At 65.9% G+C, this 19,710-nt stretch carries 18 protein-coding genes; 11 read left to right on the top strand and 7 right to left on the bottom strand.

Going from position 1 to position 19,710, the window contains the following annotated elements; genetic code table 11:
- Positions 1–90: 90 nt before the first annotated feature.
- From JQ635_RS27800 to JQ635_RS27790, 3 genes are all read left to right on the top strand, one after another.
- Positions 91–489 (top strand): hypothetical protein, encoded by a 399-nt coding sequence (locus JQ635_RS27800; protein WP_211412968.1) that lies wholly within the window; start codon positions 91–93, stop codon positions 487–489.
- Positions 490–761: 272 nt separating this feature from the next.
- Positions 762–1,679 (top strand): sulfite exporter TauE/SafE family protein, encoded by a 918-nt coding sequence (locus JQ635_RS27795; RefSeq protein ID WP_211412967.1) that lies wholly within the window; start codon positions 762–764, stop codon positions 1,677–1,679.
- Positions 1,679–2,446: a TIGR02186 family protein gene (locus tag JQ635_RS27790; RefSeq protein WP_211412966.1), complete on the top strand. Its 768-nt coding sequence runs from the start codon at positions 1,679–1,681 to the stop codon at positions 2,444–2,446. The genes JQ635_RS27795 and JQ635_RS27790 overlap by 1 nt, the downstream gene beginning before the upstream one ends.
- A gap of 114 nt (positions 2,447–2,560) precedes the next feature.
- On the opposite strand, the gene JQ635_RS27785 is transcribed toward JQ635_RS27790, so the two are convergent.
- Positions 2,561–3,472 carry a DMT family transporter gene (locus JQ635_RS27785; RefSeq protein ID WP_211412965.1) on the bottom strand — a complete coding sequence of 304 codons (912 nt, stop codon included), beginning with the start codon at positions 3,470–3,472 and terminating at the stop codon, positions 2,561–2,563.
- Between the two features lie 108 nt (positions 3,473–3,580).
- On the opposite strand from JQ635_RS27785, the gene JQ635_RS27780 reads away from it, so the two are divergent.
- Positions 3,581–4,444 carry a LysR family transcriptional regulator gene (locus tag JQ635_RS27780; RefSeq protein WP_211412964.1) on the top strand — a complete coding sequence of 288 codons (864 nt, stop codon included), beginning with the start codon at positions 3,581–3,583 and terminating at the stop codon, positions 4,442–4,444.
- Positions 4,445–4,662: 218 nt separating this feature from the next.
- On the opposite strand, the gene pdeM is transcribed toward JQ635_RS27780, so the two are convergent.
- The 4 genes from pdeM to JQ635_RS27760 all read right to left on the bottom strand — a co-directional run bounded on the left by pdeM (position 4,663) and on the right by JQ635_RS27760 (position 10,460).
- On the bottom strand, positions 4,663–5,334 hold the full coding sequence (gene pdeM, locus JQ635_RS27775) for a ligase-associated DNA damage response endonuclease PdeM (RefSeq protein ID WP_211412963.1): 672 nt from the start codon (positions 5,332–5,334) through the stop codon (positions 4,663–4,665).
- Between the two features lie 53 nt (positions 5,335–5,387).
- Positions 5,388–7,952 carry a ligase-associated DNA damage response DEXH box helicase gene (locus JQ635_RS27770; protein WP_211412962.1) on the bottom strand — a complete coding sequence of 855 codons (2,565 nt, stop codon included), beginning with the start codon at positions 7,950–7,952 and terminating at the stop codon, positions 5,388–5,390.
- Between the two features lie 235 nt (positions 7,953–8,187).
- On the bottom strand, positions 8,188–9,417 hold the full coding sequence (locus JQ635_RS27765; RefSeq protein ID WP_211412961.1) for an ABC transporter substrate-binding protein: 1,230 nt from the start codon (positions 9,415–9,417) through the stop codon (positions 8,188–8,190).
- A gap of 116 nt (positions 9,418–9,533) precedes the next feature.
- A complete protein-coding gene (locus JQ635_RS27760) occupies positions 9,534–10,460 on the bottom strand; it encodes a class I SAM-dependent DNA methyltransferase (protein WP_211412960.1) in 927 nt (308 codons plus the stop codon).
- Between the two features lie 133 nt (positions 10,461–10,593).
- Here JQ635_RS27760 and JQ635_RS27755 point away from each other — a divergent pair, with 133 nt between their 5' ends.
- From JQ635_RS27755 to JQ635_RS27735, 5 genes are all read left to right on the top strand, one after another.
- Positions 10,594–11,631, top strand: coding sequence for a ligase-associated DNA damage response exonuclease (locus JQ635_RS27755; RefSeq protein WP_211413093.1), 1,038 nt, complete (start codon positions 10,594–10,596; stop codon positions 11,629–11,631).
- The gene (locus tag JQ635_RS27750; RefSeq protein ID WP_211412959.1) at positions 11,628–13,505 is read left to right on the top strand and encodes an ATP-dependent DNA ligase; all 1,878 of its coding nucleotides are present in this window, start codon (positions 11,628–11,630) and stop codon (positions 13,503–13,505) included. The genes JQ635_RS27755 and JQ635_RS27750 overlap by 4 nt, the downstream gene beginning before the upstream one ends.
- A gap of 285 nt (positions 13,506–13,790) precedes the next feature.
- Positions 13,791–14,096 carry a DUF6460 domain-containing protein gene (locus JQ635_RS27745; RefSeq protein ID WP_018644944.1) on the top strand — a complete coding sequence of 102 codons (306 nt, stop codon included), beginning with the start codon at positions 13,791–13,793 and terminating at the stop codon, positions 14,094–14,096.
- A 21-nt stretch (positions 14,097–14,117) separates the two neighbouring features.
- On the top strand, positions 14,118–14,852 hold the full coding sequence (locus JQ635_RS27740; RefSeq protein WP_211412958.1) for an MBL fold metallo-hydrolase: 735 nt from the start codon (positions 14,118–14,120) through the stop codon (positions 14,850–14,852).
- 3 nt (positions 14,853–14,855) lie between these two features.
- Entirely contained in the window at positions 14,856–16,181 is a 1,326-nt protein-coding gene (locus tag JQ635_RS27735; protein WP_211412957.1) for an MATE family efflux transporter, read from the top strand.
- A gap of 169 nt (positions 16,182–16,350) precedes the next feature.
- On the opposite strand, the gene JQ635_RS27730 is transcribed toward JQ635_RS27735, so the two are convergent.
- On the bottom strand, positions 16,351–17,448 hold the full coding sequence (locus tag JQ635_RS27730) for a quinone-dependent dihydroorotate dehydrogenase (protein WP_211412956.1): 1,098 nt from the start codon (positions 17,446–17,448) through the stop codon (positions 16,351–16,353).
- Positions 17,445–17,789, bottom strand: a complete 345-nt coding sequence (locus tag JQ635_RS27725; RefSeq protein WP_211412955.1) for a DUF952 domain-containing protein — start codon at positions 17,787–17,789, stop codon at positions 17,445–17,447. The genes JQ635_RS27730 and JQ635_RS27725 overlap by 4 nt, the downstream gene beginning before the upstream one ends.
- Positions 17,790–18,096: 307 nt before the next feature.
- Between JQ635_RS27725 and JQ635_RS27720 the strand changes: the two genes are divergently transcribed.
- Positions 18,097–18,750 carry a S24 family peptidase gene (locus tag JQ635_RS27720; RefSeq protein ID WP_211412954.1) on the top strand — a complete coding sequence of 218 codons (654 nt, stop codon included), beginning with the start codon at positions 18,097–18,099 and terminating at the stop codon, positions 18,748–18,750.
- A gap of 91 nt (positions 18,751–18,841) precedes the next feature.
- Positions 18,842–19,594 carry a carbonic anhydrase gene (locus JQ635_RS27715; protein WP_211413092.1) on the top strand — a complete coding sequence of 251 codons (753 nt, stop codon included), beginning with the start codon at positions 18,842–18,844 and terminating at the stop codon, positions 19,592–19,594.
- The last annotated feature ends 116 nt before the right edge of the window (positions 19,595–19,710 follow it).

Raw genomic sequence — 19,710 nt, 5'->3', positions numbered from 1 at the left:
TGACGATGCTCGGCTATTGATCTGCATCAACGCTTCGGACCCTTTCGATGGCGGCAATCGCCAGTTCGGGTGCCACAAAGGAGCACAAAGATGGGCATTCTCAACTGGTCGCGCAGGCAAGACGATCGTTGTCCAAACCAGAGAACCAACATGCAGGCGGCCGCGCTGGTCGTCCTCTCGCTGGGAATGCCGGGTACGTCCACCGAGGCTCTCGCCGCCTCGTGCTCGTCTTACTACATTTCGGAAATCACTCTTGTATCGGCGGTCGACACCGAGGCCGGTCGTGTACAGACGTTTGTTGGATTTGGAATGTCGAAGGAAGAGGCCGAGAAGAACGCCTTGGGGTCGTGCTCGCGCATCCAGCAAGACCTCCAAACATGCCTGGACTCGGATCGCATGCTGGGTCGTAATGCCGCTTCGGACACGGCAAACAGCTCGCTTCATCTGAAGTACACAAAGGCGGTCCAGCGCATCACTGGCTGCGATTAGCGCGACCTTCGCCGCCCGCATCGCTGTTCAGGTGTGTATGGAGGCACGCCGTTCGCTCGAGCCGCAACCGGGCTGGGCTATTTCCAGGCAAAAGAAGCCGCAGATGCAGTGCCTTGAATTCGGCTCAGGGCACAGGTTTGTTGCGAAAAACGCCGCGCCGTGTTCAATTCGTTGTCCCGCGGCGCGGCGTTTTCGGCTATGTGAGGAACGCGGCAATCGCTCGTCCTGCGCGAGCATTCCGCAGTCTTCGATCGTCCGCCGGACCAGGCTCAATGCAGCTCTACCTCCCGATCGCCGATCTTCCGGTCAACGTCTTCCTGGTGCTGGCGATGGGCGCGGCGGTCGGCTTCGTCTCCGGCATGTTCGGGATCGGCGGCGGATTCCTGATGACGCCACTCCTGATCTTCATCGGCATCACCCCGGCGGTCGCGGTCGCTTCCGTGGCGAGCCACATCGCGGCCTCCTCCTTTTCCGGCGCCCTGACTTATTGGCGGCGGCGTGCGATCGACCCGGCCCTGGCGAGCGTCCTTTTATCCGGCGGCGTGACCGGGACGGCGCTCGGCGTTTGGACCTTCACGCAGCTTCGCGCGCTTGGGCAGCTCGATCTGATGATCGCGCTCTCTTACGTGGTGCTGCTCACCACCGTCGGCAGCCTGATGTTTCTGGAAGGCCTGCGCGCCCTGATGCGGACCCGGCGCGGCGCGGTGCCGCCGCGGCGCCAGCACAACTGGATCCACGGTCTGCCGCTGAAGATGCGGTTCAAGCGCTCGAAGATTTATCTCTCGGTCATCCCTGTGCTCATCGTCGGCACCTTGATCGGCTTCATCGGCGCCATCATGGGCATCGGCGGCGGCTTCATCCTGGTGCCGATCATGATCTATCTGCTCAGGGTGCCAACCTCGACCGTGATCGGGACGTCGATGGTCCTCACCCTCGTCACCATGCTGGTCGCGACCATGCTGCACGCGGCGACAAATCACCTGGTCGATGCCGTGCTGGCGCTGATCCTGATGGTCGGCGGCGTCACCGGGGCGCAGTTCGGGGCACGTGCCGGCCAGAAGATCCGCGGCGAGCAGCTGCGGCTGCTGCTGGGCCTGCTCATCCTCTCGGTCGGCGTCCGCTTCGCGGTCGAGCTGGTGATCCGGCCCGATGATCTCTTCACCATCCGTGAGTTAGGGGTGAGCAGCTGATGCGCGTCCTCCTCGCCCTCCTTGTCGTCCTGCTGCTCGGATCAGTCGCGCGCGCCGAGCGGCTGATCGTGTCGGTCTCCAACCATCGCGTCACGGTGACGCCGAATTATTCCGGCGAGGAGCTGGTGCTGTTCGGCTCGGTGGAGAAGGACGCGACGACGCCCGCCGACCGCACCGCCTACGATCTCGTGGTCACCGTGATGGGCCCGCGCGCCGACATGGTGACGCGGCGGAAAGAACGCACCTTCGGCATCTGGATCAACACCGACTACCGGCAGTTCCTGCAGGTGCCGAGCTATCTGGCGCTGTTCGCCAACCGTCCCTTCGACGCCATCACCTCGCCCGAGATCGCGCGGCGCCAGCAGATCGGCCTCAACAACGTGCTGCTGACCCAGCGGGTCAGCGGCGACTTTGCCGACGTGGTGCCGAACGATGCGTTCCGCTCGGCCTTCATCCGCCTGCGCACCCAGCGCGGGCTCTATCGCGAAGACCCGAGCGCGGTGACATTCCTGACGCCGACACTGTTCCGCACCGGCATTCCGCTGCCGGCGGAGGTGCCGATCGGCACCTATGAGGTCGAGATCAAGCTGTTCGCCAACGGCGCGCTGGTCACCAAGACCGAGACCGCCTTCGAGATCGTCAAGGTCGGCTTCGAGCAGTTCGTCGCCACCACCGCGCGGCAGAACGGGCTCGTCTACGGGCTCGCCACGGTGGCGATGGCGCTGATGACGGGGTGGATGGCATCGATCGTGTTCCGGAAGGATTGAGGAGGTTGTCATTCCGGGGCGCGCGGCGCGCGAACCCGGAATCCATCGATCAGCGGAGTTGGTGGCGTGATGGATTCCGGGCTCGACGCTTCGCGTCGCCCCGGAATGACAGTCTCACGACCCCGCCTTCGCCGGTCGCGTCACCAGATAAATGCCGAGCGCGACCGGGATGATGCCGAGCAAATCGCGCGCCTCGACATGCTCGCCGAGCACGATATACGCGAACAGCATGCCGAGCGGCGGCATCAAGAAGTGATAGGCGCTGGCGGCGGTGGCGCCGCAGACTTTCAAGAGATGAAACCAGAGCCAGTAGGCGAGGATCGAGCCGCCGAGCACGAGGAAGGCGAAAGCCCCGATCAGGCTGGGCGTATAGTCGATCGCGTGGACATCGGCGAAGGTCAGCGCGACCGGCGTCAGCACGAAGCCGGCAGCCAGGTTCTGCACGCCATTGCCGATCCACAGGGATCCCTTCGGCGCCAGCAGCTTGAACAAAATGGTGCCGGCGACGATCGAGGCCAGCGAAGCCAGCGTGAAGACGATGCCGTGAGCAGAGTCGGTGCCGACCGAGAGGCGATGCCAGACGATCGCCGTCACCCCGATGATGCCGAGCAGAAGGCCGGCCGCCTTTCGCCAGGTCATGCCTTCGCCCAGCAGCAGCGTGGCGAGCGCCGCCGTGAACACCGGATTGGCCGAGACGATCAAGCCGCCAAGGCCGGCGGAGACCGATTGCAGGCCGGTGTAGCCGAGCCCGAGATAGAGCGCGTTGTTGGCGATGCCGAGCACGGCGAAGATCGCGACATCGCGCCAGGACAGCGACCAGGCCTCGCCGCGGATCAACGTCGCACCCAGGATCAAAATGCCGGCGAACGAGAAGCGCGCGGCGAGCAGGATCAGCGGCGGACAATGGGTGACGCCGATCTTGCCGGCGACGAAGGCATAGCTCCAGAGCAGGCAGAACAGGCCGATGGCGAGCGGCAGCGTGTTGAAGCGGCTGCGGGGTGCGGGAAGCGAGGTGGCGAGGGACATGGCATTCTCGGATGTTTTTTCTTCTGGCCCTCGATCTAGGGACGCCGCTTGTCATTTGGAAATTAAATGATTAACTTCCGATCAGTTGGTTTTCGAATGGAGGCAGCGATGCTCGATCTCGAGCTTCTGCGCAGCTTCGTCTCGGTGGTCGAGGCCGGCGGCTTCACCCGCGCCGGCGAGCGCGTCCACCGCACGCAATCGACCGTGAGCCAGCAGATCAAGCGGCTGGAGGAGGATGTCGGCCAGGTGCTGCTGCATCGCGACGGCAAGGACGTGCGTCCCACCGAGGCCGGCGAGCGGCTGCTGTCCTATGCGCGGCGGCTGCTGTCGCTTGCGGAAGAAGCGCGCGACGTGCTGCGCCAGCCCGATAGCGAAGGCGCGATCCGGCTCGGCATTCCCGAGGATTTCGCGGCCTACCGGCTGGCGAAACTGCTGGGGACGTTCTCGCGTTCGCACCCGGGCCTGCGCCTCGACGTGCGCGCCGACCAGAGCAAGAACCTCGCCCGCGATCTCGAACGCGGCGAGCTCGATCTCGCGCTCTACAAGCGCGCGGCCGGCGAGAAGGGCGCCATCGCGGTGTGGCCGGAGCGGGTGCACTGGGTCACCAGCAAGAGCCACCCGATCGACGTCGACGCGCCATCGGTGCCGCTGATCGGCTTTCCGACCGGCTGCCTCTATCGCGCCGGCGCCATCCACGCGCTGGAAAGCGCCGGACGCGCCTGGCACATGGCCTATTCGTCGTCGAGCCTCGCCGGCATCCAGGCCGCGGTCGCCGCCGGCATGGGCTTGAGCATCCTGTCCGAGATGTCGATCCAGTCCGACCACCGCGTGCTGACCGCGAAGGACGGCTTCGCCCCGATCAACAAGACCGAGGTGGCGCTGATGGCCTCGCCCCACGCGAGCCCCGCAACGCTGCGGCTCGCGGACCGGCTGGCGGAGTTCTGCGAGAACGTGCAGGCGAAGGCGGCGTGACGGGATGCGATCGCGATCTGCCGCCGCGATATCGGTGCGTTCCCTCCCCCTTGCGGGGGAGGGCTAGGGAGAGGGGTACCACACGGGGACTCTCTCGGTTCGCGCGTGCTGCACGAACGCAGATGGATGGACCGTTTCCTCGGCTACCCCTCTCCCCCGCCCTCCCCCGCAAGGGGGAAGGGAGCGCAGTTGTGCGCGTGGCGCGCAGCGCGCCCGCTTCAATAACACCGCGACGCTGCAATGGCGTGCACGCGGCGGTCGCCGAGCAGATGGGCGACAAAGCCGTTCTGCGGGAAGATCCTTGCGAACGCGGCGTCGCGGATGCTGAGGCCGCCGGCATAGGCGCCGAAGGCGGGCATCACGGCGCGCATGCCGTCACTGGCGAAGCAGCGGCGCTCCATCGAGCGGCCGCGCGCGGAGATGCGGGCCTTCGGATGCAGATGGCCGGCGATCTCGCCATGCGCCCCGGTCGGCTCGTGGCGGAAGGTGATCGGGCCGATCGCGATTTCGTCGGCAATGGCGCCGCCGAGATCGCGCGGCAGCATCGGATCGTGATTGCCCGAGATCCAGATCCAGTCGCGGCCGGTCTGCAGCGCAGCGACGGCGTCGCGGTCCTCGGGCGACAGGCGCTCATGCGCGGTGCGGTCGTGAAAGCTGTCGCCGAGCGCGATGACGGTTCGCGGGTCATGGCGGGAGATGACAGCAGCGAGCCGGCCAAGTGTCGCGACGGTATCGTAGGGCGGCAGCAGCACGCCGCGCGTGGCGAAGCTCGAGCCTTTTTCCAGATGCAGGTCGGAGACGACGAGCAGGCGCTGCTCTTCCCAGAACAGCGCGCCGGAGAGATCGGCCGCGAAGGTCACATCGCTGATGGTGACCCTGGAAACGCGCATGTCCTCGCCATCCCCTGAAACCAGCGCGCCTGCCGTCACGTCGAAACCTGCTGCTATCCCATCGCCTCTTTGACCAGCTCGTCGGCAGCTTCCGCCAACAGCTCGTCTGCAGCTTCGCCATAGACTGACTCGCGGCCGATTTCCAGCATCACGGGCACCGCGAGCGGGGAGACGTGGTCGAGTTCCCGGTGCGTGATGCGGCCCTGGATGCGGGCGAGCATGCCGCCGAGGCGGCGCAGATCGAGTAGGCCGGTGGCGGCATCGGCGCGCGCGGCGCGCAGCAGGACGTGATCGCCCTGATGCTTGTGCAGGACATCGTAGACGAGATCGGTCGAGAACAGCACCTGGCGGCGGCTCTTGTCCTCGCTGGTGAAGCGGCGCTCGATCAGGCCGGAGATCAGCGCGCAATTGCGGAAGGTGCGTTTCATCAGCGCGGATTCGGCGAGCCACGCCTCCAGATCGTCGCCGAGCATGTCAGGATTGAACAGCGCGTCGAGATCGAGCTCGCCGTTGCGGATCATGAAGGAGGCATCGCCGAGGCCCCAGATCGCCACCGCATATTCATTGGCGACGAAGCCGAGCGGCCGGGCGCGCATCCGCTCCAGACGACGCGTCAAGAGCATGCCGAGCGTCTGGTGCGCGAGACGTCCCTCGAAGGGATAGCAGATGAGGTAATGCTTGCTGCCGCGTGGAAAAGTCTCGACCAAGAGCTCGCGCACGCCGGGCACGCTGCTGACGTCCTTCTGCAGCGAGAGCCAGTCGCGCACCTGTTCGGGCAAACCGTTCCAGGCGCGGCTGTTATCGAGCAGGCGGCGCACGCGCTCGGCCAGATAAGTCGAGAGCGGAAATTTTCCGCCCATGTAGGACGGCACCTTCGGATCCTTGTCGTTGGCGCGCGAGACATAGACCTGGTCTTCTGCCAAAGCTTCGTAGCGCACGACCTCGCCGCCGAAGACAAACGTGTCGCCGGCGGTCAGGCCCTCGATGAAATATTCCTCGATCTCCCCGAGCACGCGGCCGCCACGCGCGATGGCGCCGGTCGATCCGCTTCCGGTGGAACGGCCGCGCACCAGCCGCACCTTCAGCATCGGCTCCTCGACGATGGTGCCGACATTGAGGCGATAGCTCTGCCGCACTTTTGGATTGGCGACGCGCCAGCGCCCCTGCTTGTCCTGCTTGATGCGGGCAAAGCGCTCATAGGTCTTCAGCGCGTAGCCACCGGTGGCGACGAAATCGACGACGTCATCGAAGTCCTGCCGCGCGAGACCCGCGTAAGGCGCGGCGGTGCGCACTTCCGCGTAGAGGTCGTCACTGAAGAACGGCTCGCCGCAGGCGCGGCCGAGCACGTGCTGGGCCAGCACATCGAGCGCGCCGGTGCGCAGCGGCGGCGTATCCTGCGCATTCTCAGCGATGGCATCGATCGCGGCCCGGCATTCCAGCACCTCGAAGCGGTTGGCCGGCACCAGCACCGCGCGCGAGGCTTCATCGAGACGGTGGTTGGCGCGGCCGATGCGCTGCATCAGGCGCGAGGAGCCCTTGGGCGCGCCGATATTGACGACCAGATCGACGTCGCCCCAGTCGACGCCGAGATCGAGCGAGGAGGTGCAGACCACGCCGCGCAGTCTTCCCGCCGACATCGCGTCCTCGACCTTGCGGCGCTGCGCGACGTCGAGCGAGCCGTGATGCAGAGCGATGGCAAGGCCGTCGTCGTTCATGCGCCAGAGATCCTGGAACAGCATCTCGGCCTGGCTGCGGGTGTTGACGAAGACCAGCGTGGTCTTGTTCTGCTTGATCAGGTCGTAGACTTCGGCGAGCGCGTGACGTGCGCTGTGGCCGGCCCAGGGCAGGCGCTCACGCGTGTCGAGCATCTCGACCAGCGGCGGTGCGGCGCCGCCGGCGATGACGATGTCGGCGGCCGCCTCCTTGCCGCCGGGCTGCGGCACCAGGACGCGCGCCAGTTGATCCGGCTCGGCCACGGTCGCCGACAGACCGATCGCGCGCACCTCGGGCGCCAGCCGCCACAACCGTGCAAGGCCGAGCGAGAGCAGATCGCCGCGCTTGGACGTCACCAGCGCGTGCAGCTCGTCGAGCACGATGCGCTTGAGCGAGGAAAACAGGAACGGCGCATCGTCGGAGGACAGCAGCAGCGCGAGCTGCTCCGGCGTCGTCAGCAGGATGTCGGGCGGATAGCGCCGCTGGCGCTGCCGCCGCGACACCGGCGTGTCGCCGGTGCGGGTCTCGACCTTGATCGGGAGACCCATCTCGGCAATGGGACGCTCGAGGTTGCGGGCGATGTCGACGGCGAGCGCCTTCAGCGGCGAGATGTAGAGGGTGTGGAGGCCGGCGCTGCGCTGCACGGAACGGCCGGTGGAGACCACCGATTTCGTCGAAGCCGTGGACGCAGAACTCAACTCCACCAGCGTCGGCAAAAACCCCGCCAGCGTCTTGCCGGCGCCGGTCGGCGCGATCAAGAGCGCGCTAACGTCCTCGCGCGCCTTCTCGAGCAGAGCCAGCTGATGCTCACGCGGCGACCAGCCGCGGGCCGCGAACCACGCGTTGAAGCGGTCGGGCAGCAGCGTGGCCGGCTCGGCCGGGATTTTGAGGATGCGGGGCGGCACGGCATCACAGGTAAGCCGTGCCGGTGGGTTCGTCGAGGGGGGTGCTTACGCGATTGGCGGGACGCCGCTCTTCCCTCTCCCCTTGTGGGAGAGGGTGGATCGCCGCGTAGCGGCGAGACGGGTGAGGGGTCTCTCTCCACGGGCGAGCCTCTTGCATTTGAACTCGCTGAACCAACCCCTCATCCGGCGCTTCGCGCCACCTTCTCCCACAAGGGGAGAAGGAAGAAAGTCCACCCTACTCCGACATCGGCTTGTCGGAGATGTCCCAGTCCTTGCCGGTGAAGGTGGAGATGAACAGCGTCTTCATCGGCGTGTAGTCCTCGGGCGTGTAGCTGTAGGTGACGCCGTCGAGGAAGTAGGGCGAGTGGAATCCGGCGAGCGTCGAGGCCTGCTTCAAGACGTTGGCGCGGGTGAGGTCGTCGCCGCAGCGGCGCAGGATCTCGCCCATGGTCACCGCCTGGCCGTAGCCGGCGAAGGCGATGGTGTTGTCGGGGTCGATCGCCGGCGTGTACTTCTTGCGCAGCTCCTCGAACGCCATCACGTCCGGATCCTTCTCCCATTTGGGCAGGCCGACCTCCTTGTTGTAGCGGATGGCGACGATGCCGGCGGCGTTCTCGAGGCCGGCGGCGTTGAGGATCGAGCGGCCGGTCGAGCCCGCGGACAGAAGTTGCAGCGGCTTCCAGCCGAGCTCGGCGACTTTGCGGATCGACTGCGACGACGCCTTGCCGGTCGAGATGTTGTAGAAGACGTCGGCGCCGGACTTGGAGAGATTGATGAGCTGGGAATCGACGGTCGGCTCGGTGAGATCATAGGTCTGCTCCATGATCACCTGCGCGGTGCCGCCGGCATCCGCCAGCACCTTCTTGAAGGGACCGAGGAAGTCGCGGCCGAAATCGTCGTTCTGGTAGAGGATGCCGATCTTCGCGTTCGGCTTCACGGCAACGACGTGCCGCGCCAGGATGCGCGCCTCGGTCGGATAGAGCGGCAGGCCCGCCATCGTCCATTTGAACTCTTTCGGGTTGTTCCACTTCGACGCGCCGGTGTTGAGCAGCAGCTGCGGCACGCCCTTGGAATTCAGGTATTTGTGCACGGCGGTCTGCGGCGCGGTGCCGAGCGAGCCGTACAGCGCGAGCACCTCCTCCTGCTCGACGAGGCGCCGCGTCGCCTCGACGCATTTCGGTGCGCTGTAGGCGTCGTCCATGGTCAGGAACTTGACCTTGCGTCCGTTGATGCCGCCCTTCTCGTTCAGCATCTGGAAATAGGCTTCGCCGACGCGCCCGAGCACGCCGTAGAGCGAGCCGGGACCGGAATGCGGCACGGTCTGGCCGATCTTGATCTCGGTATCGCTGGCGCCGGCATCGTATTTCTTCTCGGCGGCCCAGACGTAAGGCGCGGGCAATGTCGATGCGGCGATGGTGGCAAGCGCGGCGGCGCTGAAATCGCGCCGCGATGGATTCTTCGTCATTATTTGTTTCTCCCTAGTGCGCGCATTGTGCTGGCTTCGCAGCACGCGCCGCAAGTAGGAAGTTTGTCGCTTTGCGACGCAATGACGCCCAGATTGCAGTGAGCTAGCGCCTAGACTCAAGTTTTCTCGGCGACGACGACGAGGCCGCGCACCGGCTCGTTGTTCTCGTTGCGCGGCGAGGCCGGCTCGAGCGTGAGAAGCTTGAGCCCGGCTTTCGCGATGGCACCGCGCACATATTCCGCGGAGTGGGCATAGCGCAGGCCTTCGCCGAGCACGATGCCATCGCCCGCATGCGTCTCCAGCGTGAAAGCGAGCACGCCGCCTGATACGAGCACGCGCCTGGCTTCGGTCAGCACCGGCGCGAGATCGGAGAGATAGACGAACGCATCCGCCGCGACGACGAGGTTTGCGCATCCGTCACTCTTCGTGCGCAGGCCCTCGATCATGTCGGCGACTTCGAGCTCGGCATAGAGGTTCGTCGCGCGCGCTTCCTTGATCATGCCGGGCGACAGATCGATGCCGATGAAATGATCGACCTGCTTTGCGAAGGCGGCGGCCGCGAGCCCGGTGCCGCAACCGAGATCGATGGTGCGCTTGAAGAAGGCCGGCTTCTTGGCGGCGACGCGCGCGGCCAGCACCGCCTTGAAGATCAGGCTAGGGGCGCGATAGCCGAGATCGTTGATCAGCGCATGCTCGAAGCGCGGCGCGTACTGGTCGAACAGCGCCTGCACATAGGCTTTTGGCATCTCCGTCATCTCAGTGTCGCCGAGCCGCATCAGGTGCAGGCCGGCGCCGTGCTGATCCTCCGGATCGGATCGCCGCGCTTCACGGAAGGCCGCGATCGCCTTGTCGCGCTCGCCGAGCTGCTGGCGGATCTCGCCGAGCGTGAACCAGGCCGAGGTGAAGTTGGGCGCGAGCTCGATCGCCTGTTCGATCAGGTCGGCAGCGGCGGGCAGGTCGCCCTTGAGCTGGAGGTCGCGTGCGAACTCGAAACGGCGGTCGGCCATGAGATCGCCGGAGGTCAGGAACAGGCGGAGCGGCATAGAGGAACCAACACTCGTCATTGCCGGGCACCCGGCAATCCATCAAAAAAGGAACTGTTTAGGGCGATGGATGCGCGGGTCAAGCCCGCGCATGACAGGTGAATATCGGGGCACCGCTGCCTATATGACCCCGATGCGTCCGCAAGACATCCTGCTGCCAGCTGCTGCCGGCCTGTGCTGCAAGCCCGGCGGCTTCCATATCGACCCTGTCCGCCCGGTGGAGCGCGCCGTGATCACCCACGGCCATTCCGACCATGCCCGCGCCGGCCATGGCGCGGTGCTGGCGACGCAGGAAACGCTTGATATGATGCGGCTGCGCTATGGTGAGAATTTTGCCGGCTCGACGCAAGCCATCCGCTATGGCGAGGAGATCAGGCTCGGCGACGTCAGTGTCAAATTCCACCCCGCCGGTCATGTGCTGGGCTCGGCGCAGATCGCGGTGACCTGCAAGGACACCTGCATCGTCGCCTCCGGCGACTACAAGGACGCGCTAGATCCGACCTGCACGCCGTTCGAGCTGGTGCCATGCGACGTCTTCATCACCGAGGCGACGTTCGGCCTGCCGGTGTTCCGGCATGGCGATGCGGCCGACGAGGTAAAGAAGCTGCTGGCCTCGGTCGCCCTGTTTCCGGAACGCGCGCATCTCGTCGGCGCCTATTCGCTCGGCAAGGCGCAGCGCGTGATCGCGCTGCTGCGGCAGACCGGCTACGGCGCGCCGATCTATCTCCATGGCGCCATGGAGACGATCACCGAATACTATCAGAGCCGCGGCATTGACCTCGGCGAGCTCCGGCCGGTGAAGGGCGTGAAGAAGGCGGCACTTGCCGGCACCATCACGCTGGCGCCGCCGTCGGCGACCTCAGATCTCTGGACTCGCCGTTTTCCCGATCCCGTCACCGCATTTGCCTCGGGCTGGATGCGCGTGCGCGCCCGGGCGCGGCAGCGCGGCGTCGAGCTGCCGCTGGTGATCTCCGATCATGCCGATTGGGACGGCCTCACCGCGACCATCGCGGCGACCGGCGCCGGCGAGATCTGGGTCACCCACGGCCAGGAAGAAGCGCTGGTGCATTGGTGCCGGAGCAAAGGCCTGAAAGCGCAGCCGCTCGACCTCGTCGGCTATGGCGACGAGGAGGAGAGCGAGACGCCGATTGCCGACGGGACTGAGGCATGAACCGCTTCGCCGAACTGCTCGACCGCCTCGCCTACGAGCCCGGCCGCAACAACAAGCTGCGGCTGATCACCGGCTACTTCCGCGAGGTCGGCGATCCCGACCGCGGCTATGCGCTGGCCGCGCTCACCGGCGCGCTCAGCTTCAAGCACGCCAAGCCGGCGCTGATCCGCGATCTCATCGCGTCGCGGACCGATGAGGTGCTGTTCGGATTGAGCTACGATTATGTCGGCGATCTCTCGGAAACGGTCGCGCTGATGTGGCCGAAGAGCGTTGTCGACGACAACCAATCTTTCCTGGGCCACCCCTCTCCCCCGCCCTCCCCCGCAAGGGGGGAGGGAGCGCAGTTGCGCGCGGGGCTGCACACGGGCTCGACGACTGATGGTGATTCAGCGCGTGATGGACGCACCACTCTCACCGTTCCCTCCCCCCTTGCGGGGGAGGGTCAGGGAGGGGGGGACTCCGGGCGAGATGCCAACGATGCGCTCCACCCAAGCAACCATAACAACCCACCGCCCCCCACCCTCACCGAGGTCGTCACCACGCTGCGTATGCTCGGCAAGACCGAGCTGCCCAAGCAGCTCGAACGCTGGCTCGATGAGCTCGACGAGACCGGCCGCTGGGCGCTACTGAAGCTCGTCACCGGCGCTCTGCGGATCGGCATTTCCGCGCGGCTGGCGAAAACCGCGGCCGCTGCGCTCGGCGACAAGGACCCGCATGAGATCGAGCTGATTTGGCCGGGCATCGCTCCGCCCTATCTCGACCTGTTCGCCTGGCTGGAAGGCCGCGGCGAAAAGCCGGTCAATCGCGATCCCGCGCCGTTCCGGCCGGTAATGCTGGCGCATGCGATCGAGGACGGCGATTTCGCCGCGCTCGATCCCGCCGACTATATCGCCGAATGGAAATGGGACGGCATCCGCGTGCAGGCAGTCGCCGGCCGCGATGACCGCGGGCACATCACCGCGCGGCTCTATTCGCGCACCGGCGAGGACATCACAGGAAGCTTTCCCGATCTCGTGCCATCGCTGCGCCTGCCGGGCGCGATCGACGGCGAGCTCTTGATCCTGCGCGACGGCCGCGTGCAGAGTTTCAACGTCCTGCAGCAGCGCCTCAACCGCAAGGTCGTGTCGCCAAAGCTGATCAAGGAGTTTCCGATCCATTTGCGCGCGTACGATCTGCTCGGTGATGACGAGAATGATCTGCGCGAGTTGCCCTTCGCGGAGCGGCGCGAACGGCTGGAGACATTCGTCAGGAAGCTTAGCGATCCCCGCATCGATCTGTCGCCCACCGTCCCCTTCGCAAGCTGGGACGCGCTCACCGCCGCGCGCGCCGATCCCGCGAGTGTCGGCGCCGGGGAAGACGCGGACGCTGTCGAGGGCGTGATGCTGAAGCGGCGCGATGCGCCCTATCTGCCGGGGCGGCCGAAGGGGCAATGGTGGAAGTGGAAGCGCGATCCGCACATCATCGACGCCGTGCTGATGTATGCGCAGCGCGGCCACGGCAAGCGCTCGTCTTATTATTCCGACTACACCTTTGGTGTCTGGACGGCAGGCGCTGATGGCGATGAGCTGGTGCCGGTTGGAAAAGCCTATTTCGGCTTCACCGACGAGGAACTGCTGCAGATCGACCGCTTCGTTCGCCGCAATACCACGGAAAAATTCGGGCCCGTCCGCCATGTCGTGCACGAGGGCGACAAGGGGCTGGTGCTGGAGGTCGCCTTCGAGGGCCTGCAGCGCTCGCCGCGGCACAAGTCCGGCGTCGCCATGCGCTTTCCCCGCATCAGCCGCCTGCGCTGGGACAAGCCGCCGCGGGAGGCGGACCGGCTGGAGACGCTGGAGAGGATGTTGAAGGCGGAGCCGGCGGAGATTGAGATGTGAGGTGTGAGGTGTGAGGTGTGGATCTAGCCGCGATGGCGGTGCGCTCCCTCTCCCGCTTGCGGGAGAGGGGTGGGGAGAGGGTGTCTCCGCAGTGGGATTCCCCCAGAGGAGAGAACCCTCACCCGGCGCTACGCGCCGACCTCTCCCGCAAGCGGGAGAGGTTAGGGAGCCCGCGGCGCCCCGCCCGAATTAAACTCCCGTAACCCGATTGACGCCCCGTTGCGGGTTCCCCATGTGCCTCGCCGTGCCCTATAATGGGGTCGAATCCGCCCGAGGAGTTTTGCGATGGTCCAAGACGTCAGAGATTTGCCGGCCGGCCGCAGCGACGGCCTGAACCGCTTTCTCGGCGGCTCGCCGCTGGCGGTCGCATTTCGCCTGGTCCTGCTCTCGATCCTGGTCGGCGTCGTGCTTGCCGCGATCGGATTCGACCCCTGGAACATCATCTACAGCATCCGCCTGTTGTTCCAGCGTCTGTGGGATCTCGGCTTCGATACCATCAACTGGCTGTGGCGGTACTTCCTGCTCGGCGCGGTCATCGTGATCCCGATCTGGCTGCTCTCGCGCGTGTTCGGCGCGCCGCGCGGCCGGTGACCTCAAGGAGTTGCGCAGCCGATGCAACTGCGTTTCGTCGGCTGCGGTGACGCCTTCGGCTCCGGCGGCAGGCTCAACACCTGCTTCCATGTCTCGGGGCGCGAGACCAACTTCCTGATCGATTGCGGTGCGTCGGCCCTGCCGGCGCTGAAGCGACTGGAGATCGATCGCAGCGACATCGACCTCATTCTCATCACACACTTCCACGGCGACCATTTTGCCGGCCTGCCGTTTGTTCTGCTCGACGCGCAATTCTCGCGGCGGACGCGGCCGCTGACGATCGCGGGTCCGCGAGGCATCGAGACGCGGCTGACGCAGGCAATGGAGACGCTGTTCGAACATTCCTCGAAGACAAAACAGCGCTTCGAGCTCAACGTTGTCGAGCTCGCGCCCGAGCAACGCCAATCCTTTGGCGCCGTGACCGTGACACCCTACCCGGTCGTGCACGGCGACTCCGGCGGTCCCTTCCTCGCCTACCGCGTCGAGGCCGAGGGCCGCACGCTCGCCTACAGCGCCGATACCGAATGGACGGAGACGCTCATTCCGCTGGCGCATGGCGCGGACCTTTTCATCGCCGAAGCCTATATGTACGAGAAGGTGGTCAAGAACCATCTCAGCCTGAAGACCTTGGAACAGCATCTGCCCGACATCGGTGCCAAGCGACTCGTCCTCACCCATATGAGCGACGACATGCTGTCGCGCCTGGACGACGTGCCGCATCTTGCCGCCGAAGACGGCATGGTGCTGGTGTTCTGAAAGATGCACGCCCCCGTTCATCCCCGTGTCGGCAGCCGGCAGGTGTTCGCCATCGCCGGTCCCGCAATGGTCGCGAACCTCACGACGCCCCTGATCGGCGTGGTCTCGACCACCGCGATCGGCCGGCTCGACGATGCGGCGCTACTCGGCGGCGTCGCGATGGCCTCCGTGATCTTCGACTGCCTGTTCTGGCTGTTCGGCTTCCTGCGCATGAGCACGCTCGCCTTCACCGCGCAGGCGCTCGGCGCGGGCGAGACGCGCGAGCAGACCGTGATCCTGGTGCGCGGCTTCATCGTCGCCGGCCTGATCGGCGCGGCGCTGATCGCGCTGCAATTGCCGCTCGCCGCCGTGTTGTTCGACCTGATGGGCGGCAGCGAAGGCGTGACGCGGGCGGCAAAGACCTATTTCATGATCCGGATCTGGTCCTCACCCTTCGCCTTCGCCAACTACGTCATCCTCGGCTGGCTGGTGGGACAGGCCCGCGCCAATCCGGCGCTGCTGCTGCAGGTCGTCATCAACCTCATCAACATGGCGGCGACGATTTTTCTGGTGCTGGTCTACGACACCGGCATCGCGGGCGCGGCGATTGCCGCGCTGGTGTCGGAGACGGCAGGCTTCGTGCTCGGCGTGATCGTCTGCCGACGCCACGCCGACGGCGGTTTCAAGGTGCCCCGCGCAACGCTGTTCGATCGCGCCAAACTGATGCGGCTGCTGGCGGTCAACACCGACATCCTGATCCGCACCGCGGCGCTGATCGCCGTGTTCCTGTTCTTCACCGCCAAGGGCGCGCGGGCCGGCGACGTCACGCTTGCCGCGAACTCGGTGCTCAACAATTTCCTGCTGGTCAGCGCCTTCTTCCTCGACGGCCTCGCCAATGCGGCGCAACAGCTCTGCGGCCGCACCTTTGGCGCGCGCGACGCCAGGGGTTTTTCGGATTCGACCCGGCTGGTTCTGCTGTGGGGGCTCGGCTTCGCGCTGGTCGTCGCGGTGCTGTTCGCGCTGTTCGGACCTGACATCATCAATTTCATGACGGCGAGCGAAGACGTCCGCCGCGCCGCGCGCGACTTCCTGCCGTTCATCGTGCTCGCGCCCATCCCCGGTGTGTTCGCCTTCGGCTTCGACGGCATCTATGTCGGCGCGACCTGGGCGCGCGAGATGCGCAATCTGATGCTGGTCTCGCTCGCGATCTTCTTCGGCGTCTGGCTGGCGCTGCAGTCGTACGGCAACACCGGGCTGTGGTGCGCGCTGATCGCGTTCTATGTGGCTCGCGGCGGATTGCAGGGCGCAAAGTATCCGGCGCTGTACGGGGCGACGTTCTCGAAACCATAGCTCTCGTGTCCCGGACGCGCAGCAGCGTGAAACGCTGCTGCGCAGAGCCGGGGCCCAGGAGCTTGCACAAACGGTTAGATGGGCCCCGGCTCTGCAGCGCACCGCACCGCACCGGACGATGCTTCGCATCGCCGGGAGCGCTGCGCTGCGTCCGGGGCACGAGCCTGAGCTACATCCCCGGCCAGTCTTCCGCGGTCAGCGTCGCCGCATCGGAGCCCACGATTTCGGACAACGAATCCCGGCCCGTGCGCAGCAATGTCGAGGTGAGGTCGCGTTTGATCTCGTCGACGAGGCCGAGCCCCTTGTAGATCAGCGACGAATAGAGCTGGATCAGGCTGGCACCGGCGCGGATCTTCGTCAGTGCGGCCCCTCCGGAATCGACGCCGCCGACGCCGACCAGGGGGAACGCGCCCTCGACGCGCACATAGGTCTCCGCGACCATCCGCGTCGAGAGGCGGAACAGCGGCCGGCCGGACAGGCCGCCCTGCTCCTTGGCGCGCATCTCCTCGCGCAGCGTGCTCGGCCGCGCGATCGTCGTGTTCGACACGATCATGCCGTCGACCTTGCGCGAACGCGCGACCTGCACGACGTCGTCGAGCTGGGCGAGGCTCAAGTCAGGCGCGATCTTGAGCAGCACCGGCGTATCGCCAGCCTTCTGCCGCACCCGCTCGCGCGCATCGATCACCCGCGCGAGGAGATCGTCGAGCAGCGCGCCTTCCTGCAAGTTACGCAGGCCCGGCGTGTTCGGCGAGGAGACGTTGACCGTAAAATAGCTCGCGACCGGCGCAAAGGTCTCGATCAGCTTGACGTAGTCGTCGACACGGTCCGGCGAATCCTTGTTGGCGCCGACATTGACGCCGACGATGCCGCCATGCTGCGCGCGGGCGGCGAGACGGCGCAGCACGACCTCCGCGCCGTCATTGTTGAAGCCCATGCGGTTGATGACGGCTTCGTCGCGCTCGAGCCGGAACAGCCGCGGGCGCGGATTGCCTCCTTGCGGCTTCGGCGTCACCGAGCCGATCTCGACGAAGCCGAAACCGAGCCGCAGCAGCGCATCCGGCACCTCGGCGCTCTTGTCGAAGCCGGCGGCCATGCCGATCGGATTGGGAAAGTTGAGCCCGAAGGCGCGCACCGCGAGCTTGGCATCGTCAGGGCGCGGCTTGACCGGCGGCAGGAAACGCAGGCCCTGGATCGCGAGGCGATGCGCATCCTCCGGATCGAGCCAGCGCAGCACGGGCAGCGAGAGAGCATCGAAAGCGCGGATCACGGGGCAAGCTCCGGAACATCGTGGCCGCCGTCGGAGCGCATGTTGAGGTTTATCACCGAAATCACCGCACCGAGATCGAGTTCCCCGTAGAGGTGCGGAAACAGCTCGTCATTGCGCGAGCGCTCCCAGCGCAGGTCGCGGCCGAGCGCATCGCCGTCGACCTCGACCAGGAACAGCGCCCGCTGCCCGGCGAAGTGCTTGCGCAAGGTCTCGGGAACCTGGGCGGCCGTCGAGAAATGGATGAAGCCGTCGCGCGAATCGTCCGCGCTGCCCTGGTACACGCCGTGCCGTTCCGCCTCGCGCCAGGCCGAGGCCGGACAGATTTTGTAGATCTTGACCACCGCTTACGCAGCCCTGTTTGCCCTTTGAGACAGCTCTTTGAGTCTCTTGGGTTTTTTCGTCTCTTGGGGTCCCTGAAACCCCGGGCGCGACCGTAAAGGCCGCTCCTTCCGAACTCAAGACTTAGAGCCTATTCCGTCCCGATGAAATCGGAACGGGACTTCAGATTCCTGTTTTGACGCGTTTTCCTTGCCACGAACGGGTATTCCCTCCGCCCGACAACCGCTTTCGCGCCACCCCTTGCGCAAAAAACGGAAAACCGGTTGATTTGAGGACAGTTTTCCTGGGTTGCGACGGGCTGGACCTTCCATGGTCAGACAGGCCAAAGCGCAGAGGATGCTGACTCACGACCAGATCTGGGTCGCGCTGGATCGGCTGGCGGCGCGTGCCGGCCTGTCGCCGTCCGGCCTTGCCAAGCGCGCCGGGCTCGATCCCACCACCTTCAACAGGTCCAAGCGCGTCACCCCGGACGGCCGCGAGCGCTGGCCCTCGACCGAATCGATCGCGAAAGCGCTGGCGGCGACCGGCGACTCCATCGACACCTTTGCAAGGCTGATCGACGACGAGCCGGGCGACGGCCGTTCGGTGCCGCTGCTCGGCCTGGCGCTGGCCGGCGCGAGCGGCGCCTTCGACGAGTCCGGCCTTCCATCGGGCAAGGACTGGAGCGAAGTCGCGCTTCCCGCCGCCGAGGACAGCCAGACGTTTGCGCTGGAAATCGCCGGCGATGCGCTTGCGCCCGCTTATCGCGACGGCGACGTCATCCTGGTCTCGCCCGGCGCACCGATCCGCAAGGGCGATCGCGTCGTGGTGAAGTCCAGAGCGGGGGAAGTGACGATCGCAACCCTGACGCGCCGCACGGCAAAGGCGCTGGAATTGCAGCCGCTCGATGCCTCGCAGGCCGAGCACACGATGGCGACGGGTGAGGTCGCGTGGATCTCAAGGATCGTGTGGGCAAGCCAATAGATTGAGCGCGCGATCGCCATTGCGACTCACCGCCCCTCTCGCCTAGGTTGCGCGCGAAATTGCCGATCAAATTCATCGGAGGGGGACTATGATGAATCGCCGTCACGCATTGAAAGCACTCGCGGGTCTTGCGCTTTGTCCGTTGTGCAAGCCGGCCTTCGCCGCCGAAGGCGCGCATTGGAGCTATGAAGGCGCCGGCGGTCCGGGCAAATGGGGCGAGCTCGATGCAGCCAACAAGGCCTGCGCGGTCGGCCTGCAACAGTCGCCGATCGACATCGAGACGACGGTGAAATCGCAATTGCCCGCGCTGAAGCTGAACTGGGGCAAGAGCGCCGACACCATCGTCAACAACGGGCACACGATCCAGCTCAACTTCGCCGAGGGCAGCACGCTCACGCTCGGCGACGTCAAATACAAGCTGCTCCAGGTGCACTTCCACCGACCGAGCGAGCACATGATCGGCGGCAAGAATTTTCCGATGGAGGCGCATTTCGTCCATCGCAACGATGCCGGCGGGCTCGCCGTGGTCGGCGTGCTGATGACCGAGGGCAAGCCGAACCCGGCCTTTGGCAAAATCATCAAGACCATGCCGACGGCGGAAGGCCCCGCGGTGAAGGCGGATGCGAGCATCGATCCGCTCGCCCTGCTGCCGACGAAGCTCAGCTACTACCGCTATCCCGGCTCGCTGACGACACCGCCCTGCTCGGAAGTGGTCGAATGGCTGCTGCTGACCACGCCGATCCAGGTGTTGTCGGCCGACGTCGCCGCGTTCGCAAAGCTCTACCCGATGAACGCGCGCCCGGTGCAGAAGGATAACCGGCGTTACGTGCTGCGGTCGATTTGAGGCGTGACTCCAATCAGCGCCGTCGTCCCGGCGAACGCCCTAGGGCATGCACGTATCTAGTGCGGCGGATTGACTCGGGTTGGCCACAGGGGATTCCAGAATCGGAAGTCTGTGTG

It is taken from the genome of Bradyrhizobium iriomotense (assembly GCF_018130765.1).
Lineage (GTDB): Bacteria > Pseudomonadota > Alphaproteobacteria > Rhizobiales > Xanthobacteraceae > Bradyrhizobium > Bradyrhizobium iriomotense_A.
Note: the sequence above shows the minus strand (reverse complement) of the source record. Positions and strands in the feature narration are given on the sequence as shown.

Coding starts and splice junctions, on each gene's coding strand:
- JQ635_RS27715 (WP_211413092.1), top strand. CDS start 18,842: ATGAATCGCCGTCACGCATTGAAAGCACTCGCGGGTCTTGCGCTTTGT.
- JQ635_RS27740 (WP_211412958.1), top strand. CDS start 14,118: ATGCAACTGCGTTTCGTCGGCTGCGGTGACGCCTTCGGCTCCGGCGGC.
- JQ635_RS27720 (WP_211412954.1), top strand. CDS start 18,097: ATGGTCAGACAGGCCAAAGCGCAGAGGATGCTGACTCACGACCAGATC.
- JQ635_RS27780 (WP_211412964.1), top strand. CDS start 3,581: ATGCTCGATCTCGAGCTTCTGCGCAGCTTCGTCTCGGTGGTCGAGGCC.
- JQ635_RS27735 (WP_211412957.1), top strand. CDS start 14,856: ATGCACGCCCCCGTTCATCCCCGTGTCGGCAGCCGGCAGGTGTTCGCC.
- JQ635_RS27765 (WP_211412961.1), bottom strand. CDS start 9,417: ATGACGAAGAATCCATCGCGGCGCGATTTCAGCGCCGCCGCGCTTGCC.
- JQ635_RS27745 (WP_018644944.1), top strand. CDS start 13,791: ATGGTCCAAGACGTCAGAGATTTGCCGGCCGGCCGCAGCGACGGCCTG.
- JQ635_RS27800 (WP_211412968.1), top strand. CDS start 91: ATGGGCATTCTCAACTGGTCGCGCAGGCAAGACGATCGTTGTCCAAAC.
- JQ635_RS27750 (WP_211412959.1), top strand. CDS start 11,628: ATGAACCGCTTCGCCGAACTGCTCGACCGCCTCGCCTACGAGCCCGGC.
- JQ635_RS27760 (WP_211412960.1), bottom strand. CDS start 10,460: ATGCCGCTCCGCCTGTTCCTGACCTCCGGCGATCTCATGGCCGACCGC.
- JQ635_RS27785 (WP_211412965.1), bottom strand. CDS start 3,472: ATGTCCCTCGCCACCTCGCTTCCCGCACCCCGCAGCCGCTTCAACACG.
- pdeM (WP_211412963.1), bottom strand. CDS start 5,334: ATGCGCGTTTCCAGGGTCACCATCAGCGATGTGACCTTCGCGGCCGAT.
- JQ635_RS27795 (WP_211412967.1), top strand. CDS start 762: ATGCAGCTCTACCTCCCGATCGCCGATCTTCCGGTCAACGTCTTCCTG.
- JQ635_RS27755 (WP_211413093.1), top strand. CDS start 10,594: ATGCGTCCGCAAGACATCCTGCTGCCAGCTGCTGCCGGCCTGTGCTGC.
- JQ635_RS27790 (WP_211412966.1), top strand. CDS start 1,679: ATGCGCGTCCTCCTCGCCCTCCTTGTCGTCCTGCTGCTCGGATCAGTC.